This window comes from Nodosilinea sp. AN01ver1, from assembly GCF_050565655.1.
GTDB lineage: Bacteria > Cyanobacteriota > Cyanobacteriia > Phormidesmidales > Phormidesmidaceae > Nodosilinea.
The window spans coordinates 1-18303 of the sequence record NZ_JBNXVS010000021.1 but is presented as its reverse complement, the minus strand read 5'-3'; the positions used below and the strand labels follow the sequence as shown (position 1 = coordinate 18303).

Below are 18303 nucleotides of genomic sequence, written 5' to 3'. Positions count from 1 at the left end.
TTACTCTATATACATCCCAGGGTGCAAACGTACTAGAGCGATACTGAGACTTTCCTCGCCATTGTCATAGAGCGCCAGTACAGGATCTAAATGACAGCCCATTTTAGAAAGCAGAGCCTCCCATGAGCATTCCCGGTTAGAACATTGAGGGGCAGCGAATACTGAACTGACGTTATAGAGTCAATCTAGAGGGAAACTGAAAAACCAGGCTGACCACAATCGGGTGCTGTATTCTAGGTAGGGCAAATAGGCATCACCCGAGGCACTTTGTATGGCTTGGCAACGTCCAGACGGACGACAACCCCATCAGCTGCGTCCCGTCAGCTTTGAGCGACAGTTCACGAGCTTTTCGGCTGGGTCTGTGCTGACCCGGTGCGGCAATACTCAGGTGCTGTGTACCGTTTCAGTAGAAGAGGGCGTACCCCGGTTTTTGCAGGGCTCGGGCCGGGGTTGGCTAACGGCAGAGTATCGGATGCTGCCGGGGGCTACTCCGCAGCGGCAGCCACGCGAGGTGATGAAGCTGTCTGGCCGCACCCAAGAAATTCAGCGGCTGATTGGGCGTAGCCTGCGATCGACCCTAGATTTTGAGCTATTGGGTGAGCGCACGCTGCTGGTCGACGCCGACGTAATTCAGGCCGATGCAGGCACTCGCACGGCCTCGATTACAGGGAGCTATGTGGCTCTGATGGACGCGGTGCAAAGCCTGGTGGCGCAGGAAACGCTGGCGCGATCGCCCCTGGTGCACAGCGTCGCCGCCGTATCAGTGGGTCTGATTGAAGACGAGGTCTTTCTCGATTTGCAGTATGAGGAAGATGTAGCGGCCAGCGTAGACTTTAATGTGGTGCTTAACGAAAGCCTCAACATTATTGAAGTGCAGGGCACCGCTGAAGAAGGCAGCTTTAGCCGCCAGCAAATGAACCAAATTTTAGAGGTAGGAGAGCTGGGCGTGAAACAGCTGCTAGCGGCTCAGCAGGCGGCTTTTCTGTAGGCCGCTAGCCGCCGACTCATACTGCTTGAGCTTAGAATACCAGCAGCAAGGCTCTACCCTCGCTAAAGCCGCTGTGTTCGAGAAAACAGCAGCCTATTATCAAGGCAGTTATGCACCCTACTCGACCTTGGACAGCTAAGACAGCTACCCAAGCCTATTGAGCCCTTGCTCCTAATCGTCAGGACGGGTTTTTCGATTTTCTAAAACTTTTGCTGGCACGCCGACAGCTACGGAGTAGGGAGGAATATCTTTAGTGACTACAGCTCCGGCCCCTATGGCGCTGCCATAGCCAATCGTAACGCCGTCTAAGATTTTAGCCCCACTACCAATCCAACATTTGTCTTCGATGGTAATGCCCTTTTCACTAGAGCCAACGTGGTGATGCTGGTTGGCATAGATGCCGACCATAGATGCAACCATGCAGTTACGACCAATTTTGACGGGGCCTGGGCCAGACAGGCAGGAATAGGGGCCTATGTATGTATTGTCACCAATATCAAAGGTGCAGTTATCGCCTAAGCGAATGCTAACGCCGCGATCGAGAGAGACATTGTTGCCTAGCGTAAGCAGACTGTTCTCAAAATTGCAGTTTAAAATAGAATTTCTCAAGATTTTGACATTATCACCGACAACAATATTATCAGTGCCAAGAATCTCAACCCAGGCCTGAATGTAAAGATTTTTGCCCCAGTTCTTGGTTAAAAGAGGATACGCCAATCCTCTCAACATGGTCCCCAGCGGACGGGGGATGGGCTCAAGCAGCAAGAACGCCAGTTTTCCTAAAAAATCTTTGGACGATCGCTTCGACAAAGATTTTGTCGTCTGCTGCTTAGAATTTTCAATTCTTGTCATCTCGTGAACAGTCATTTCAGAAATCCCTAAAATTTAATGAACTAAATCTTGATTAAACCCACTTACAGTCAGTACTGCTTCATTCAAAAATGCCGTTCCTGACATAACCAGCACAATCTGACAAATGAGAATTGCGTGAATGAAATCTTGTGCCTGGAGGTTTTTGGATACCAGGAACGCAATTTGGCCTACTAATGCACGACTGTTGAATTTAGGCCGAAAGTGCCTTGGAGCTAAGTCAGCAATAATCAATAGCTACTTCGAGCCTGCCATCCACAGCATGCGCTTCTCGACAAAGCCACTGTTCCTATGGGGAAGTGACAGTATTTGCTGCCGTCACTGACAACAAATGCGTGCAATAGCTATAGACCATTGCTCTAGGATGTCAGCAACTTGAAGCCAACAAAAAATTAAGCGGCAGCGAAAGAAACCATCGCTACAATTAGCTCAGCTATTCTAAGCGCTGAATAAGGCTTAATTTAAAGGCTTGCTCTGCTGCAAGGCTCTGTATGATATTAATTCTTGCTGCCACTTAGGCGTTTGCTGGTTGTGGCTAAGTTAGGGGGGAGTCAAGCCGCCTGCAAATCTAACGGTTGAAACAGGCAGCCGCATCAGGCTTAAACGGGCTAGTCGCAGCCCTTTCAGCGGCGGCTGATAAATGTTGGCGTAGAAGTATGATTTATGGAAACTTAAAACGAACATATATCAACTTCATACACGCTTTATAATCTGCCTAAGACCTTGTATGAAGGCATGAGCTAGATTGCTCTCAGTGTACTGCTAAACTTTTGCGGCGACAACAAGAATTGATCGAAAGAGTGAAAAGCATGGTTTAGTCAGCCTGAATAGCTATGTACCACAGGCGAGACTAATAGACTCCGCTTAATTAATAGTCACAGTTGCTGTAACTATTAGCCCGAGAACGAGCGCTTAATGTTGATATTAGAATCGATCGTACATTCAGGCTTAGCTTCACTTTTGGCAAAATAAGCCTGGTCAGACCATTCTGGGCTGAGGTTGCCTCTGACCAACCTGGCTTCAGCGAGATATAGCGCCGACCAGTTCGCTTAGGACATTGCTAACCGCCTGTAGCCAAGTCTGGAACAGCGAGCTTGGCGTATAGCTATCGCCCATAGGCTACCTAACGAAAACGTCATAACCGTTGTGGCGACGGCTATAAATACCGCTGAGGTCAGCGCCGCAGAGATTCGCCTACAGGAGGTCGACTGCCCTAGTGCGACGCTGGGGTAGGTGCGATCGCCAGCCCTTGGCCATCGCTACACGGTAAGGGGCCAGAGGTCCTGTGCTTAAGCCTTTGTAAAGACATCGAAGAAATACCTAAAAAGCGATGAACTTCGCAGGCTGGCCCTGATGTTCACCGTTTGCCTATGCCACCATCAGAACTATCGCAGGGAACGCAAACGCGATCGTAGCCACTGTCTACCTTCGCCCTCGCACCTATCAAAACCTGTTGCTGGGGGGTTGACTAGAACTGTTCAGCGTTCACAGAGTTAGGGCCATGCATTTCAGGGCTGGCTCCAAGGCTCACTCTTAGTCGTCCACCTAGGTCTCTTTGGCTAGCGCTGGTGGGAAACTTTTGAGCATCGTTTGCGCCTTTGCTTGCCAAGGGCATAGATAGATGATCGAAACAGCCGCCCATGCTGCGATAAGCCATTGCCCACAAAAATCCTGGTTTGACCCGGTTTTACCAACCGGAGAACAATCGTCCCTTTAATCCAAACGCATCACCAGTCACCGTTCGGTAGAGGTTTCTGCTGGCGGCTGCTTTTTGATGCCCAGACTACCGTAAACAACTATCGAAAACTGTAGGTTGATATGACCGTAGCTAAAAACCGTACTAAGCAATCTGCATCTGGGCAGTACCCGGAGTTCTCGGGCCAAACGACAGAGCAGAATTACTCTATAAATAAGCTAGATATTTCCGCTGATAGCCCCCCCTTTTGCCGCGTGACCAATAACATCAAGCCTCTGCTAGAGAGAGTTTACCCGCCCGAAACCGCCGAGTGGTTGGCCACAGAAATCTTTGCCCTGATCAAAGATACGCTGTGCCCCTCTGGCCGCGAAGATCTCAAAAAGTGGAACCACAACAACGTTCTGCTCATTACCTATGGGGACACCATCTGCGACGGCGAGCGCCCGCCCCTGTCGGTACTGGCCGAGTTTCTCGAAACCCACCTTTACGACACCATCACAGGCGTCCACATTCTGCCCTTCTTTCCCTACAGCTCTGATGACGGCTTTGCCATTATCGACTATCTCAAGGTCAACCCCGAGCTGGGCAGCTGGGCCGATATCAAGCGGATTGCCACTAACTTCAACCTGATGGCGGATCTGGTGATTAACCACATCTCTAGCCAGCACGAGTGGTTTGAGCAGTTTAAGCAAAACGAGCTGCCCGGTCGCAACTACTTCATTACCGCCGACCCCAGCGAAGATCTATCTCAGGTGGTGCGGCCCCGTAGTTCGCCGCTGCTTACCCCAGTCGAGACGACCGAGGGCGAAAAGCACGTCTGGACAACCTTTAGCGCCGATCAGGTCGACGTCAATTTTGAGAACCCCGACGTGCTGATTGAGTACGTCAAAATTATCCTGGCCTACGTCGAGGCCGGGGCGCGCTACATTCGCCTCGATGCCGTGGGCTTTTTGTGGAAGAAGCACGGCACCAACTGCATGCACCTGCCCGAAACCCACGCCGTGGTCCGCCTGTTTCGCGAAATCTTGCAGCTGGTTGACCCCGGCATTTCGCTGATTACCGAAACCAACGTGCCTAACCGGGAGAATCTGAGCTACTTTGGCAACCGCAATGAAGCTCACATGATCTACAACTTCAGCCTGCCGCCGCTGCTGCTGAATGCGCTCATGCAGGGTCGCTCAGACCACCTCAAAACCTGGATGATGAGTATGCCGCCCGCCCCCATTGGCTGCGCCTACTTCAACTTCACCGCCTCCCACGACGGTATTGGCATGCGCCCTGCCGAGGGGCTGCTGGCTACCGATGAGTACGAGCAGCTGATCGATGCCATGCGCAACTTTGGCGGCAAAATTAGCATGCGCAGCCGTCCCGATGGTACCGAGTCGCCCTATGAAATCAACATCTCGCTATTTGATGCCCTCAAGGGCACGGTGAAGGGCGAAGACCAGTGGCAGGTAGAGCGCTTTCTCTGCTCCCAGACCATTATGCTGGCCCTGGAGGGAATTCCGGCCTTTTACATTCACAGCCTGCTGGCTACCCATAACTACACTGAAGGGGTAGAAGAAACGGGCCACAACCGCACCATCAACCGCTATAAGTGGGATCTCAAAACCCTGGAAACGGCCCTGGCCGACCCCACTACTCCCCACGCCAGAGTACTCAATGAACTCAAGCGGCTGATCAAAATTCGTCGCCAGCAGACAGCATTTCACCCCAATGCTACCCAGTACACTCTGCACCCGCTAAACCAGGCGCTCTTCGCCTTCTGGCGGCAAAGCCTGACCCGCGACCAGAGTATTTTCTCGGTGCATAACCTGAGCGACCAGCCCCAGGAGCTACGTCTGGGCGATCTGAACCTGGTCAGCACTGACGACTGGTACGACTTGATCAGCGGCGACAAATTTCCGGACCTGGATATGGCCTACATGCTGAAGCCCTACCAATCGGTGTGGATTACCAATAAACCCAACTCGGCCCACGACGACACCATGCCCACGTTGTTGTAGATGCAAAAGAGAAGGGCCTCGGCTAACCGAGACCCTTCTCTTTAGAGCTGAATTTGATCCTGAAATAGCCGCTCCCATCAGCTTCGATCAGGGAACGGCTATCGTTGTTTTTACTGTCAGGGGTGTCGCGCTAGCGGCGCGCACGATTGATATAAGCTATTCCAAAAAGTTGTGGTCGTCGTCGAGGCAGGCGTCCCAGCTGGCGGAGAGGGCATCGGCCACCATGGCCTCTAGGGCAGCGGTATTAACCGATCGCGTAATGTGGTCGTGCATAGGATCAGACAGCGGAATCAGGCGCAGCCGTCGGTTGTCTTGCACCAGGTCAAAGTGGTTGCCGTCGGCATCGGTTCGACCAATCTCTAGGCAATCGAAGCTGTAAACGTTGATATAGAGTGTATGATTAGCCACGAGCGTGGCCTGCTGACTGTCGGCAAACACTTCCATGACTAGGCCCTGGCCTTCAGAGAGTGGAATGCTGTCTTGCAGGTGCCGATATCGCACCTGCCCCAGGTCTTGCAGTAGCCTGAGCATGTCGGTTTTGTTGACAACGACCCCGCTATCGATTAAACAGGGAGCGGGGATGCTCAAATTGCTGGCACGCTCGCGATTCATGGGTTTTTAACCACGCTACGTTGGCGGTTGGAGCAAAGCTTGCGGCGATCGCTCCTTTGGGTCTACATCCACGATACTCGATATCGCTGGGAATGATCTGCCCGGCGATCGCTCAGCATAGTGGAAAACCCTGAGCCAATTCTGTCAAAAGCCCAGGGGCTAAGCCTTCCGCCAGAATGCTGAAGACTCCGTAATATTGCCGAAATGTTTTCCCTAGCGCAGAGGTGGATCCGTGACTCCATTACCCCCAGCGCAGCCTGGCGAGGTCCTGACCCGGCCCGGCTGGTTTGCGCGCCTGGGCGGATCCATCTTATTCTACACGCAGCTGCCGCTGCCCCCCGGCTGGCAGCCTCGCTTTGAGGGCATTGCTCCGCTAGCTCCGGTGGTCGGGCTGGCCCTGGGGTTAGGCCTAGTCGCCGTAGATATTGCCCTGGGGCAGCTGGGTATGCCGCCGCTGACCCGCAGCGCCCTGGTGATTGGGCTGGGGGTATGGATAACTGGCGGTCTGCACCTGGATGGGGCGATGGATACGGCTGACGGTCTGGCGGTGATGGAGCCTGAGCGACGGCTGGCGGTGATGGCCGACAGCCACAGCGGGGCCTTTGGGGTAATGGCGGCGATCGCCATTCTCGGGCTCAAAACTCTGGCCTTGGCCGAGCTAGCCACCGGGCGCGGCTGGGTGCTGGTGGCGGCAATGGTGTGGGGCCGCTGGGGGCAGGTGGTGGCGATCGCCCGCTACCCCTACCTGCGGGCCGAGGGCAAGGGGGCGCTGCATCGAGAACATATGCGATCGCCCCAGGACTGGCTACTGGGGCTAGCGCTGGCTATGGGAATACATGGTCTTTGGTTGTGGAGACAGCCCGATCACCGTTTGCTCATCGGTATGAGCCTGTTCGGTGGACTGGTCTTGGCCTGCGCCATAGGAGCCTGGCTAAATCGCCGCCTGGGAGGCCACACGGGCGACACCTATGGGGCCACGGTGGAATGGACGGAAACCCTGTTGCTGTGCCTGGCTACGCTAGCTTGAGCCAGGAGTTTTTCACGAGGCTCAAAGCGCTGTCTAACTCTTCCTTTAGATAGAGAAACATCGGCCGGAGAAACCAGTTGCTGCCCTTCTTCGTACTGATGGTGGTGCTGGGCTGGGTTCCCTGTCTAGCAAAATCATGCCTTTAGTCGCGCCTCTGCGGCAGCCGACCTAGAGCTTTAAGTGCCCCTCGGCCATAGCACTCAGTTCGGTTGTCACACCCTCAGGCTGAGCCTTAAACGGCTAGGTCTCATGTTGTGCTGCGCAGCCGGCGCTGCGCCTCTGACTTTGCGGCATACGGCCACAACAGCACCGCGAGATTGCTCCAGGCAATTGAAAGCCCATTCAACGCCCGATCAACGTTTCGATGCTGCGTCTACAAACGAGGACATCTATGCAACGTCTTATTGCTCTGACCGACAACAACTCGCTGATTTCGATTGACCCTCAAGACCTCAGCTTGGTGACGTCTACTCCTGTCACCGGTATCGACGGCACCCTAGTTGGCATTGACGCCCGCCCTGCCAATGGGCTGATCTACGGACTCACCACGGCGAACCAGCTCTACACCCTCAATCCCGATGGGTTTAGCTCTGGGGACTTCAGCGGTCTGTTTACGCTGACCCAAGATGAGGCCGCCGCGCTGCTCGATGATGGCGTTTACCTCAACCTGCATACAGCTGCTTTTGGTGGCGGTGAGCTGCGCGGGCAGATCGATGTTCATCTAGAAAACGATATCGTTGCTCTTGGCCTGCCTCTGGAGGAAGCGCAGGAAGTTGGCGCTATGGCACCGCCGCCGGATGGTCCTGCCGTGGGCAACTTCGACGTGGTCTATGACGACACCTCCAACACTCTACAGATCAGCGGCACCTTTAGCGATTTGACCGCAGGGCTCATGCCCGTTGGCGACACCGATATCGAAGGCAACCCCCAGAGTTCTATTCACCTGCATCGCGGGGCAGCGGGTGAGAACGGCCCCATTCTGCGCAACTTTACCGTGAATGACGACGGCAGCTTCGGCGGCACCTTTACCCTGACCGAAGAAGAAGAAGCTCTGCTGCTTGACCAGGCTTTATACGTCAATCTCCACACCGACAGCTTTGGCGGGGGCGAACTGCGGGGGCAGGTAGCTGTCGCCGTGGAGGGCGATGTCGTTGAACTAGAAGTGCCCATCGAAGAAGCGCAGCAGGTCGGGGCCATGGTGCCCGACGGCCCCGCTACCGGCTCCTTTGACGCTGTTTATGACGTGACTACTGGCCAGCTGGGCGTGGAGGGCACCTTTGCTGGTCTGAGCGCTCCGCTCCTGCCCGTTGGTGCTGTGGATAGTGAGGGCAATCCTCAGAGCGCCATTCACCTGCACCGGGGTATGGTCGGGGAGAATGGCCCGATTGTGCGCAACTTGTCCGCCACTGACGATGTAGCCACCCTGATTAGCACCCTGTCGGTGCCCTTTGCAGGCGGCGTGGTGACGGGCTTTGACTTTAACCCTGTGGCCGATCGCCTGCGACTGGTGGGCGACAACGACCAGAACTTCCGCATCAATGTGGAGACTGGCGCGGTAATTGAAGACGGCCCCCTGGCCTTTGCGATGGAAGATGCCAACGCTGGGGTGAACCCCAACGTGACGGCGGCGGCCTATACCAACTCCGTTGACGGCACCACCAGCACGACGCTATACAACATCGATCCGCTGCTCGACCAGCTGCTGGTGCAAAGCCCTCCCAACGACGGCACCCTGGTAACGATGGGCGACCTGGGGGTTGATTTCGACGTGGTTGGCGGCTTCGATATTTTCTCCACCGCTGAGGGTGACAACGCTGCTTTTGCGGTGTCTGATAGCACCCTCTACACCATTGATTTGCAGACTGGAGCCGCTACCAGCCTGGGCACCCTGGGCGCTGGGTCTGGCAATTTGCTGGGGTTTGTGGCGATGGCCAACCCAATGGTGGGCGAGGCACCCGACGACTTGATGAACCCTGGGGATGGCGGCGTAGACCTGCCCCTACCCGAGGGTATTCCCGGTGGACCAGCGATCATCGACAACCTGGGAGACTTGCTGGAAACTCTGTCTATGTCGCCGCTGGGGCAGGACCTGGCCATGCTGGGATCGACCATCGCGAGCAGTACTCCTAACCTGGCGGCCCTGCTGCCGACGGAAGCTGAGGTGAATGCTGCGATCGCCGATTTGTCTGCTTTCCTAGGCTTCTAGGCTGCGCGAACCAGGGGGCTAAGCGGTGGGTTAAGCTACCGAATCGCCCCCAGGGTATTTTTCCAGCTCAGCTCTTTGCCCAGCACCATCAGTGCCTTTTGGTCGGCCCCGGTGAACAGGCCGCTGTCTACCAACTCGGCCAGCACCTGCTGGGCCAGCTGGGCTGCAAACATGCCCCCAGACCTAAGCAGGTGGCTGTAGTAGCTAAACTGCGTCTGGCCATCTTCGTTGCAGTGAAACCTGTGAACCTGCTCCGGTGGCAGACAGTACACGGGTGTATTGGCTGGCACCACCACCCGAGGAATGCCGTGCTTGCCGTAGCGCTGGTTGCCCTCGCCTTCTAACGTGCCCACCAGCACCACCCCCAGCAGGGTACGCGTCTCCTGCACCAGGTCGGGAGTAAAAAGCGGGTCGGGTTCGCTGGAGAGCCGAGGCCCGCTGTTAAAAAAGAGCGGATTGAACAGCTGCGAGTTGTAGACCAAGCCTACGGCCCAGTGGCGGCTGTCATTGTCAAAACTGACAAACTGGCCAAAGCCGCAGTCTTCGGGCGCTGGCGGCGAGCAAACATCCTGGGCATCGTCTACCTGCACTACATAGTCGCAGTGGGAGTTAGACTTCACCACTTTGCCGAGGCGGCAGGGGGGCAGGGCCGTAGTGAACAGATCCATAGGGCGCTCTAGGGATGGAACATGAGTACTCAAACATGGGTACTCATTGTAGAGCGTTCCGCCACAGGTGAGTACGGTGGCTTCGACTTCGCTCAGCCACCGGGTTTCGCTCAGCCACCGGGTTTCGCTCAGCCACCGGGCTTTGACTTCGCTGGGCTGTCGCTAGCGGGCTACAGCGAAAAGCCCTCGTCAAAGTCGCTGCGGGTCATGGGCTGGCTGACTTCGAGTCCCTCGCCGCCCAGCAGGGTCAGGGGCTTGCCATCGACCGAAATCCACACGGGAGCATCGGGGTTAAACGCGGTGGCGGTGTAAATGACCTGGCCGAGACGGCCCATCATCGCGGCGCTGCCGCCGCCGGTTTCAAACTCGCTGGACAGATCGACGTGGACGCCGTCGGCCTCAACGGAGGCATTGAGCAGCTGGGTTTGCTCAGGAATGGTGCTAAACGCCTGCTGATTGGGGTCGCCTGACTTGGAGAGCAGATCGCTAAAGGCAGCGGTAACCTGCTCTGAGGGGGAGGCATCGGCGGCGACGGTAATGGGCTGGGCCACCAGTTCAAAGCTTGTTCCATTATCCTTGAGCCAGTAGACCTGGCCAGTCACTTCGGCAGGGGCGGGCTGGGCTACAGGATCTTTGGGAGCCGTTTCTTCAGCGCTAGGAGTCGTTACCGGAGCCGAAACCTCGGGCAGCGCCAGCATCGGGTCGGTCTCGATGTTGAGATTGGGGAACTCGGCAACCGGGGGCGTCGGATTGAGGGCACGCCAGGTAAACCAGGCCACAGACCCGCCCGATGCCAGCACTAAGGTCGCTAACCCAGCTACAATGCCGAGGGGAATTTGCCGTAGCTTGTTTCGATAGTGCATGGCGAAGTACCAAACGGGAGTCACATGTTTAGCCTAAGTCACCCACGGCCTATCTAGGGGGCAGGGGGGACAGCTTCTGGGGCTGGCTGTCGAGTTAGTAACGGAGAGCTTGGCTCTATTCTGGCAAAGATAGCGACATCTAGCTCATTGTCACGGACTTTGAAGTTGATCACGCGGGCCACCACGCCCAGGGCCTCCAGCCGCCGCAGGGTAAGGCGCTCCTGCGCCCCCTGCACAAAGGATTCGAGCAGCTGAGGTGGGGTGTCTTCACCATCTACGGTAATCGTGGGATCGACCAGGGCAAAGCGATGGCCGTTGAGAACGGTTAGCCCCAGGTCGATGACAATGGGGATGTTTTCTTGGGTAACGCGGTCTTGAAGATCGACCAACACGCGAAAGCGATCGCCCTCTAGAAACTCCAGCGAGGGGTTGGCCAGGCCGTAGCGGTTTTGCTCGCGATCGCCCGCCGCCCCCGGCAGATTGAACTGCAGCGTATCCAGCCAGCCCTGCACCAGAGCTGACTGCAAGAAAGCATTCAAATCATCGTCTTTGAGGCGCAGGCGCAGCGCCGCCTGGGCGGGTTCATCCAGCACCAGTTCGCCCTGCCGCAGGCGACCCAGATCGACATCCACCGGATCAGTTTCTAAATCGATTGAGTCAATCCGCAAGCCAGGCAGCTGGCGGGTTTCTACCCCTCGGGCGGCAATGCGGGTGTGGTCAATGCGACCGCCCGCCAGCTGGTAGTTGGGCACATTGTCGATGCGCACCTCTAAGGTTTCGGCCTCGGCGAGCTGGTCGCGCAGGGCGGCCTCGGCCAGGGTATCGACCACTACGCCCCCCGTAGCTACGACCCCAAGCAGGGTCGAGAGAATAATGGTGATCAGTTCCATGGCTCGTCCTTAGGGTGGGCTAGCTAGCGACTGGCCAGCAGTTCGTCATCAATCCAGCCCTTGACCAGGGCAACGACCTCGGCCAGGGCCACCTCCTGCACAATGCCGGTGGAGCGTTCGACCACCTCGACCTTGCCGTCGCCCAGGGCTCGCCCGGTGACAATGCGGTAGGGAATGCCAATCAGGTCGGCATCTTTGAACTTGACCCCGGCCCGCTCGTCGCGATCGTCGAGCAGCGCCTCGATCCCCACCGCCAGCAGCTCTTTATAAATGGCCTTGGCGGCTTCGACCTGCAAGTCATCGCCCATGTTGGGAATCACCACGATCGCCTGGTAGGGCGCGATCGCCACCGGCCACACGATCCCGTTCTTGTCGTAGGACTGCTCTACCGCCGCCTGGGCCAGCCGCGACACGCCCACGCCGTAGCAGCCCATTACCAAAGGCTGCTCAGCGCCGCTTTCGCTGGTGTAGGTGGCCCCCAGCGGCTGCGAGTATTTGGTGCCAAGCTGAAAGATGTGGCCAATCTCAATACCCCGCGCGGTTTGCAGGGTTTGACCGGGGTCGTGCAGGGCGCGATCGCCCGCCGCCGCCTTGCGCACATCCACCACCATTTTGGGCCGAGTAAACTCTTTGCCCCAGTTGCCGCCCACGGTGTGGTAGCCCGACTCGTTGGAGCCGGTGACAAAGTTTTTCAGGGGTTCAGCGGTGCGATCGCACAGTCGCAAAAACTTAGGCTCAATAGTTTTGTCGCCCTCAATATAGTCGTCGCCTAAATCGGGAGCCATATAGCCCAGGGGCAGGGGTTTGGCTGCCCACTGTCGCTGAGCCTCTTCGTCGGGCACGCCCAGCGATAGGACAGCGGCACCGCCATAGTCGGCGGCTAGCTTGCTCAGCTCATTGGTGAGCTTCACCTCATTGACATCCTGATCGCCGCGAATGCTGACCAGCACCAGCAGCACCCGGCCATTGTCAAACACCGCTTGGTAGAGCACGTTCTTGACAATCTGGGTGGGCGAGCACTTGAGAAATTGCGCCAGCGACTCAATCGTAGGCGTGTTGGGCGTATCCAGCTTTTCAAATTTGGCAAAGGTGGAAGGCACCGCATCGGCAGGACGCGACACGGCCTTTTCCACGTTGGCGGCGTACTTGCCGTCCTCGGTGTAGAGCACTTCGTCTTCGCCCGCCTCGGCCAGCACCATAAACTCGGTCGAGCCCGAGCCACCGATCGCCCCCGAGTCCGCATCCACCGCCCGAAATTCCAGGCCGCAGCGACGCAGAATGTTGCTGTAGGCGGTGTACATCTCCTGATAGGTGGCCTTCAGGCTGCTCTCGTCAGTGTGGAACGAGTAGCCGTCTTTCATAATGAACTCGCGCCCGCGCATGAGGCCAAAGCGAGGCCGAATCTCATCGCGAAACTTGGTTTGAATCTGGTAGAGATGCAGGGGCAGCTGTCGGTAGGAGCGAATCATGTCGCGGGCAATGGTGGTGATCACCTCCTCGTGGGTGGGGCCAAGGCCAACCTCCTGCTGGCGGCGATCGACCAGAGAGAACATGATGCCCTCGGCCTTGGTGTAGGTATCCCATCGACCCGACTCGCGCCACAGCTCAGCAGGCTGGAGCTGGGGCAGCAGGCACTCCTGCGCGCCGGTCGCATTCATTTCGTCGCGCACAATATCAGAAATTTTGTTCAGCACCCGCCAGAGCAGGGGCAAATAGGCGTAGACCCCGCTCGTGATACGACGCATATAGCCCGCCCGCAGCAGCAGCTTGTGGCTGGGAATTTCAGCCTCGGCTGGTTCTTCCCGCAGGGTGACAAACAGCATTTGGGATAGACGCATTGGGGGCTCCAGAGGTGACGGGGCAGGCTCAATAGTGACAACTCATAGGCCATAGTAAACGAGGACGGGCAGCCCTGAGCTAGCCCTGGCCGCAAAGCTATCGCCGTCGCCAAAAAGTTAGATCTTTTTCAGCAGTAACCCATAGGCGATGGCTATGCATCAGTTCACTATCACAGCCTTGGCTACAGAGGGGCAATCCTATCTTCAGCAAACTGGCCAGCGCTATACGTTCAGGAATCAGAAGGAAATCCGCTACAGTGTCTAAACAGCCATTCTAGAATTGTGGCCAAGGTATTGTCTCCACAGTTCGCAGAATTGTTCTGTGCCCAGGAATTGACATCTACCCTCCGTTCCTGAAAATAGCCCGACCCAGGCCGTCAGCCCGCATCGGCGGGCGTTCTCACCGTTTCTATGGGTCGGGTGCGCCGTCCCACGCGTTGCCCTATTTTATGAAAAAAGTATTCGTCCTCGATACCAACGTATTGCTTCACGATCCGATGGCAATGTTCAGGTTTGAGGACAATGACGTGGTGTTGCCCATCACTATTATTGAAGAACTCGATCGCTTCAAAAAGGGCACCGCCGACACGGGCCGCAACGCTCGCTACGTGTCGCGCACGCTGGATGAGCTGCGCCAGCAGGGCTCCCTGGTGCAGGGCATTGAGCTCGAAAAGGGCGGCACTCTGAAAGTGGCCCTCTGCCACCGCGACACTCTGCGGCAGCTGCCCGCCGAGCTAGAGGGCGACCAGGGCGACAACGCCATTTTGGCCGTGGCCATGGAGTACAAGCACCACCACGACATGCCCGTGGTGCTGGTTAGCAAAGACACCAACCTGCGCATTAAGGCCGATGCTGTGGGGCTGGTGGCCGAAGACTACGAAACCGACAAAGTTGACTACGACGATCTCTACACCGGCACCCTGGAGGTGATGACCTCTGCCGAGGCCATGAGCCAGCTGTTTGGCGATGGTCACCTCAAGCTTGACATTCCCCTCTATCCCAACCAGTGTGTCACCCTGGTCGATGAGTCAAACCCAAACCACACCGCCCTGGCCCTGGTGCAGGGCAGCAGCGGCAAGCTGGTGCCCCTGGGCAAGCTGCCCCACGCCGGGGTGTCGCGGGTGCAGCCCCGCAATCGCGAGCAGCGCTTTGCCTTTGAGCTGCTGCTGCAGGACTCGATTTCGATGGTGACGCTGGTGGGTAAGGCGGGTACAGGTAAGACCCTGCTGGCGATCGCCGCCGGGGTGCAAAAGGTGGCCGACGATCGCCTCTACTCGCGCCTGCTGATCGCTCGCCCGATTGTGCCTTTGGGGCGCGACATTGGCTACCTGCCCGGCGATATTCGCGAAAAGCTCAACCCCTGGATGCAGCCCCTCTACGACAACTTTGATCTGATCTTTGGCACCCAGGATATGCGCGGCCGGCCCGAGCACTGGCGACGCGGCCATGAAGAAATGATTGAGCAGGGCCTATTACAGATTGAGCCTCTAACCTACATTCGGGGGCGATCGATTCCGAAGCAGTTTTTAGTGGTGGATGAAGCCCAAAACCTCACTCCCCACGAGGTCAAAACCATTCTCACCCGCGCTGGAGAGGGCACCAAAATTATTCTCACGGGCGACCCCGAGCAGATCGACAACCCCTACGTCGATGCCTCTAGCAACGGCCTCACCTACGTGATCGAGCGCTTCAAGGGTGAAGCCCTGGCGGGCCACATCAGCCTGACCAAAGGGGAGCGATCGAGCCTGGCCGAGCGAGCGGCGCTGCTGCTATAGCGCTTAGACCTCATGCCAATCTGTGGAACTGCCGAAAAGTTAGACTGTAAATACTGGCACAAATGTCTAAACCCATGACACTCAAAGAACTCCTGATTAAAGAACTTGATGATGCTTCAGAACCATTGCTCGTTGAGTTGTTAGATTTTGTGCAATTTTTGAAGGCTAAACAGGCAGATGATACGGTCGATTTGTTAGACGCTCGGCAAGCCCTGGCATCCATCGCGACTGAAGGCACAGTTTCATGGGAGAGTCTTCAGGCAGATGTAGGACTATGACCTACCGCATCGAGTTTGCAAAGCCCGCCGCAAAACAATTCAAAGCCCTGCCACCCCAAGACCAGCAGCGACTCAAGCCCCAAATTGATGCGTTAGCGAATGAACCTCGACCTGTAGGCGTGGTCAAACTCGCCGAAGCCGATGGGGCGATCGCCTACCTCCGCGATCCAGGCGCAGCAGTCGGTGGCTAGCATGGCGGCTACCGACGCTGGGGTAATGCCCAGGGCGGCAATCTCTTCTCGCGATTGGTAATTTTCAACCACGCTGGTGCGGATGTCAAAGAGCGTTTCGATGTCGCTGGGCTGGGCGGTGCGGATGAGCATAGGCGATATTCTAAACAGCAGTACCAGAGGGTCAACGCATTTTGTCGAGCGGTGAAGATGAATAGCCTTCATGTTAATTAATAAAACGCCAACCAAATCAACGGCAAACCGCATTAACAAAAACAGACAGTGCGATGGAATGCACCATTTTTTAACTCTTCTTGAACCAAAATTAACCTTTGTGCAGGCTCCCCAAAGGCCCCAGTCGAGTTGTTAGGATCACCCCAAATCTAATAGCAACGGAGATCCTATGACTCGCTTCCTCGTAGCCGTAGTGGATGGTGCCAAAGCCCGGTTCTTAACGCTAGAACCCCTGGCCGCCCCCGAGTTAGAGTCTGGTCCTGACCTGACCGAACGTTGCGAACTCCTCAACCCAGCCATAGAGATGGCAGGCCAAGACCTGTGGGCCAATACCAAAACGGGCCGCAACCGGGGCAGCGGCGGCGGCGGCCACAGCTACGACGACCACAGAGGAAATCATTTGGTGGAATTTGAGCGCCGATTTGCCCAGGCGATCGCGGCGCAGATGGAATCTCTGGCAACAGCCTACGAACTCAACACCCTGGTGCTGGTGGCAGAGCCGCAGATTTTAGGTATTTTGCGCGACTGTTTGGCGGGGGCAAACGGGCGACTCCAGGTGCAAGAACTGGCCAAAGACCTGTGCAAGATGACGCCCCGCCAGCTGCAAGACTATCTGGCCCAGCGCAGCCTGTTGCCGACCCGCCAGGTGGCGATCGCCGCCGGTCGATCTAGGCGAGGTTAACCGGGGCGATCGCCAGGGGCTGGCCCACCAGCCCTAGCGCCTCAGTCAGCGGCAGGGGATGGCTGAACAAAAACCCCTGACCAATATCGCAGCCCATGGCCTGTAGGGCGGCCATCTGGGCCGGGGTTTCAATACCTTCGGCTACGGTGGGCAAGCCCAGCTGCCGAGCGATATCGATAATCGCGCTGACTAAAATTTTGGCGCGATCGCTGCTGCACAGCTTTTGAATAAATGACCTGTCGATCTTAAGACAGTCAATCTCGCAGCGCTCTAAATAGTTGAGACTGGAGTAGCCGGTGCCAAAGTCGTCGAGCGAAACCTCAAACCCGGCGGCTCTGCACTTGCCAATCGAATCGATCGCTTCTATTTCATCTAAAAAGACGCGCTCGGTGACTTCAAGCTTAACTTGCTGAGCACTGACTCCATGGCGCTGGGTGCAGGCCATCAGCCGATCAAAAAAGTCGGGCTGCTGAAACTGCCGCACCGAAATATTGATGCTAACAAAAAAATCGGTGTTTCTCTGGCCAATGCGATCGAGCTGGTCTTGAAACCGCCGCAAATCGGCACAGGAATGCTCTAATATCCAGTCGCCCATGGGCAAAATCAGCGGCGTTTCTTCCGCCAGCGCAATAAACTGCTGAGGGTTGACCAGACCTCGCTGGGGGCACTGCCACCGCACCAGCGACTCAAACCCGATGACCCTGTGATTGTGCAAATTTAGCAACGGCTGGTACACCAGAAAAAGCTCGTCGTTGCGCACCGCATTTTGCAGATCGGCCTCTAGTTTGATGTCGTCTAAAATCTGCTGATACTGCTGATTTTTAGCGTAGGCTTTTTTGGAAACGGCGGGGCTAGGCAGGCTGATGTGAGGTGTGGCCAGCGCTTTAAGGTAGGCATTGTAGGCTCGGTTGCGGTGCAGCGACATAGAAATAAACAGCCGCACCATCGGCGATGATGACTCTATGCGCTCAGCCACCTGGGCCGCAGATACCACTATGCAGCGGCAGGGAGAAATGGCTTTGGCTGAGGCCGATCGGGGGGCAGCATCGATAATGCCCATCTCACCAAAAATATCGCCTGGCCCCAGCACGTTGAGCTGCAAAGAGTCTTCCCCCGACCCTACAAAAATTTCGACGTAGCCCGACTCAATAATGTAGGCGCGATCGGCAGAGCTGCCTTCGGTAAAAATGGTGTCTCCAGCATTAAAGAGACGAATGCTACACTCCGGCGATACGGCAATATCGGCGACGAGAGCACTGCTGTCGCGGTCGGGTGCAACGGCTTCTGCAGGAACTAACCCCTCCGCCACTAGGGGGCCGTTTAGGGAGGTGATACTTTTCATAGCAGGAACGATTTCAGGAACGATTTTTAGGCAGGGCCATTTCATTCTCAAGGAAGGCTGAAGATGCTAGAGTTTCAGGCTGATTCATCTTTTCCTTAGGCTCTATGCATCTTTCTCCTCCATCCCCTGCTACGGTTCCCCAAACCCACCCTGAGTCG

General features: G+C 56.5%; 14 protein-coding genes and 1 pseudogene. 7 read left to right on the top strand and 8 right to left on the bottom strand.

What is annotated here, in order from left to right:
- Positions 1-271 precede the first annotated feature (271 nt).
- A complete protein-coding gene (gene rph / locus ACQ4N7_RS16525) occupies positions 272-988 on the top strand; it encodes a ribonuclease PH (protein WP_430712604.1) in 717 nt (238 codons plus the stop codon).
- A gap of 171 nt (positions 989-1159) precedes the next feature.
- Here rph and ACQ4N7_RS16520 read toward each other — a convergent pair whose 3' ends face one another.
- Positions 1160-1855, bottom strand: coding sequence for an acyltransferase (locus ACQ4N7_RS16520; protein ID WP_430712603.1), 696 nt, complete (start codon positions 1853-1855; stop codon positions 1160-1162).
- A gap of 1953 nt (positions 1856-3808) precedes the next feature.
- On the opposite strand from ACQ4N7_RS16520, the gene ACQ4N7_RS16515 reads away from it, so the two are divergent.
- Positions 3809-5560: an alpha-amylase family glycosyl hydrolase gene (locus tag ACQ4N7_RS16515; protein WP_430712602.1), complete on the top strand. Its 1752-nt coding sequence runs from the start codon at positions 3809-3811 to the stop codon at positions 5558-5560.
- A gap of 156 nt (positions 5561-5716) precedes the next feature.
- On the opposite strand, the gene ACQ4N7_RS16510 is transcribed toward ACQ4N7_RS16515, so the two are convergent.
- Positions 5717-6172, bottom strand: a complete 456-nt coding sequence (locus ACQ4N7_RS16510; protein WP_430712601.1) for a hypothetical protein — start codon at positions 6170-6172, stop codon at positions 5717-5719.
- Between the two features lie 268 nt (positions 6173-6440).
- Between ACQ4N7_RS16510 and cobS the strand changes: the two genes are divergently transcribed.
- Positions 6441-7199 carry an adenosylcobinamide-GDP ribazoletransferase gene (cobS, locus tag ACQ4N7_RS16505; RefSeq protein ID WP_430712675.1) on the top strand — a complete coding sequence of 253 codons (759 nt, stop codon included), beginning with the start codon at positions 6441-6443 and terminating at the stop codon, positions 7197-7199.
- A 391-nt stretch (positions 7200-7590) separates the two neighbouring features.
- Positions 7591-9405, top strand: a complete 1815-nt coding sequence (locus ACQ4N7_RS16500) for a DUF4394 domain-containing protein (RefSeq protein WP_430712600.1) — start codon at positions 7591-7593, stop codon at positions 9403-9405.
- A 35-nt stretch (positions 9406-9440) separates the two neighbouring features.
- Here ACQ4N7_RS16500 and ACQ4N7_RS16495 read toward each other — a convergent pair whose 3' ends face one another.
- The 4 genes from ACQ4N7_RS16495 to proS all read right to left on the bottom strand — a co-directional run bounded on the left by ACQ4N7_RS16495 (position 9441) and on the right by proS (position 13664).
- Complete coding sequence (locus ACQ4N7_RS16495) at positions 9441-10073, bottom strand: hypothetical protein (RefSeq protein ID WP_430712599.1); 633 nt, start codon at positions 10071-10073, stop codon at positions 9441-9443.
- Between the two features lie 170 nt (positions 10074-10243).
- Entirely contained in the window at positions 10244-10936 is a 693-nt protein-coding gene (locus ACQ4N7_RS16490; RefSeq protein ID WP_430712598.1) for a GerMN domain-containing protein, read from the bottom strand.
- 53 nt (positions 10937-10989) lie between these two features.
- Positions 10990-11826, bottom strand: a complete 837-nt coding sequence (locus ACQ4N7_RS16485; RefSeq protein WP_430712597.1) for an LmeA family phospholipid-binding protein — start codon at positions 11824-11826, stop codon at positions 10990-10992.
- Positions 11827-11849: 23 nt separating this feature from the next.
- On the bottom strand, positions 11850-13664 hold the full coding sequence (gene proS, locus ACQ4N7_RS16480; RefSeq protein WP_430712596.1) for a proline--tRNA ligase: 1815 nt from the start codon (positions 13662-13664) through the stop codon (positions 11850-11852).
- Positions 13665-14113: 449 nt separating this feature from the next.
- On the opposite strand from proS, the gene ACQ4N7_RS16475 reads away from it, so the two are divergent.
- The gene (locus ACQ4N7_RS16475) at positions 14114-15439 is read left to right on the top strand and encodes a PhoH family protein (RefSeq protein WP_430712595.1); all 1326 of its coding nucleotides are present in this window, start codon (positions 14114-14116) and stop codon (positions 15437-15439) included.
- Positions 15440-15513: 74 nt separating this feature from the next.
- The gene (locus ACQ4N7_RS16470; protein ID WP_430712594.1) at positions 15514-15717 is read left to right on the top strand and encodes a hypothetical protein; all 204 of its coding nucleotides are present in this window, start codon (positions 15514-15516) and stop codon (positions 15715-15717) included.
- 134 nt (positions 15718-15851) lie between these two features.
- On the opposite strand, the pseudogene ACQ4N7_RS16465 reads toward ACQ4N7_RS16470, so the two are convergent.
- Positions 15852-16040: pseudogene (locus tag ACQ4N7_RS16465) on the bottom strand (GNAT family N-acetyltransferase); the annotation flags it as partial.
- 250 nt (positions 16041-16290) lie between these two features.
- Between ACQ4N7_RS16465 and ACQ4N7_RS16460 the strand changes: the two are divergent.
- Entirely contained in the window at positions 16291-16803 is a 513-nt protein-coding gene (locus ACQ4N7_RS16460) for a host attachment protein (protein WP_430712593.1), read from the top strand.
- On the opposite strand, the gene ACQ4N7_RS16455 is transcribed toward ACQ4N7_RS16460, so the two are convergent.
- A complete protein-coding gene (locus ACQ4N7_RS16455; protein ID WP_430712592.1) occupies positions 16790-18145 on the bottom strand; it encodes an EAL domain-containing protein in 1356 nt (451 codons plus the stop codon). The genes ACQ4N7_RS16460 and ACQ4N7_RS16455 overlap by 14 nt on opposite strands.
- Positions 18146-18303: the final 158 nt, after the last annotated feature.

Bases quoted from the DNA above. Each gene is read 5' to 3' on its own strand.
- rph (WP_430712604.1), top strand. From the start codon at position 272: ATGGCTTGGCAACGTCCAGACGGACGACAACCCCATCAGCTGCGTCCC.
- ACQ4N7_RS16520 (WP_430712603.1), bottom strand. From the start codon at position 1,855: ATGACTGTTCACGAGATGACAAGAATTGAAAATTCTAAGCAGCAGACG.
- ACQ4N7_RS16510 (WP_430712601.1), bottom strand. From the start codon at position 6,172: ATGAATCGCGAGCGTGCCAGCAATTTGAGCATCCCCGCTCCCTGTTTA.
- ACQ4N7_RS16500 (WP_430712600.1), top strand. From the start codon at position 7,591: ATGCAACGTCTTATTGCTCTGACCGACAACAACTCGCTGATTTCGATT.
- ACQ4N7_RS16495 (WP_430712599.1), bottom strand. From the start codon at position 10,073: ATGGATCTGTTCACTACGGCCCTGCCCCCCTGCCGCCTCGGCAAAGTG.
- ACQ4N7_RS16490 (WP_430712598.1), bottom strand. From the start codon at position 10,936: ATGCACTATCGAAACAAGCTACGGCAAATTCCCCTCGGCATTGTAGCT.
- ACQ4N7_RS16485 (WP_430712597.1), bottom strand. From the start codon at position 11,826: ATGGAACTGATCACCATTATTCTCTCGACCCTGCTTGGGGTCGTAGCT.
- proS (WP_430712596.1), bottom strand. From the start codon at position 13,664: ATGCGTCTATCCCAAATGCTGTTTGTCACCCTGCGGGAAGAACCAGCC.
- ACQ4N7_RS16475 (WP_430712595.1), top strand. From the start codon at position 14,114: ATGAAAAAAGTATTCGTCCTCGATACCAACGTATTGCTTCACGATCCG.
- ACQ4N7_RS16470 (WP_430712594.1), top strand. From the start codon at position 15,514: ATGACACTCAAAGAACTCCTGATTAAAGAACTTGATGATGCTTCAGAA.
- ACQ4N7_RS16460 (WP_430712593.1), top strand. From the start codon at position 16,291: ATGACTCGCTTCCTCGTAGCCGTAGTGGATGGTGCCAAAGCCCGGTTC.
- ACQ4N7_RS16455 (WP_430712592.1), bottom strand. From the start codon at position 18,145: ATGAAAAGTATCACCTCCCTAAACGGCCCCCTAGTGGCGGAGGGGTTA.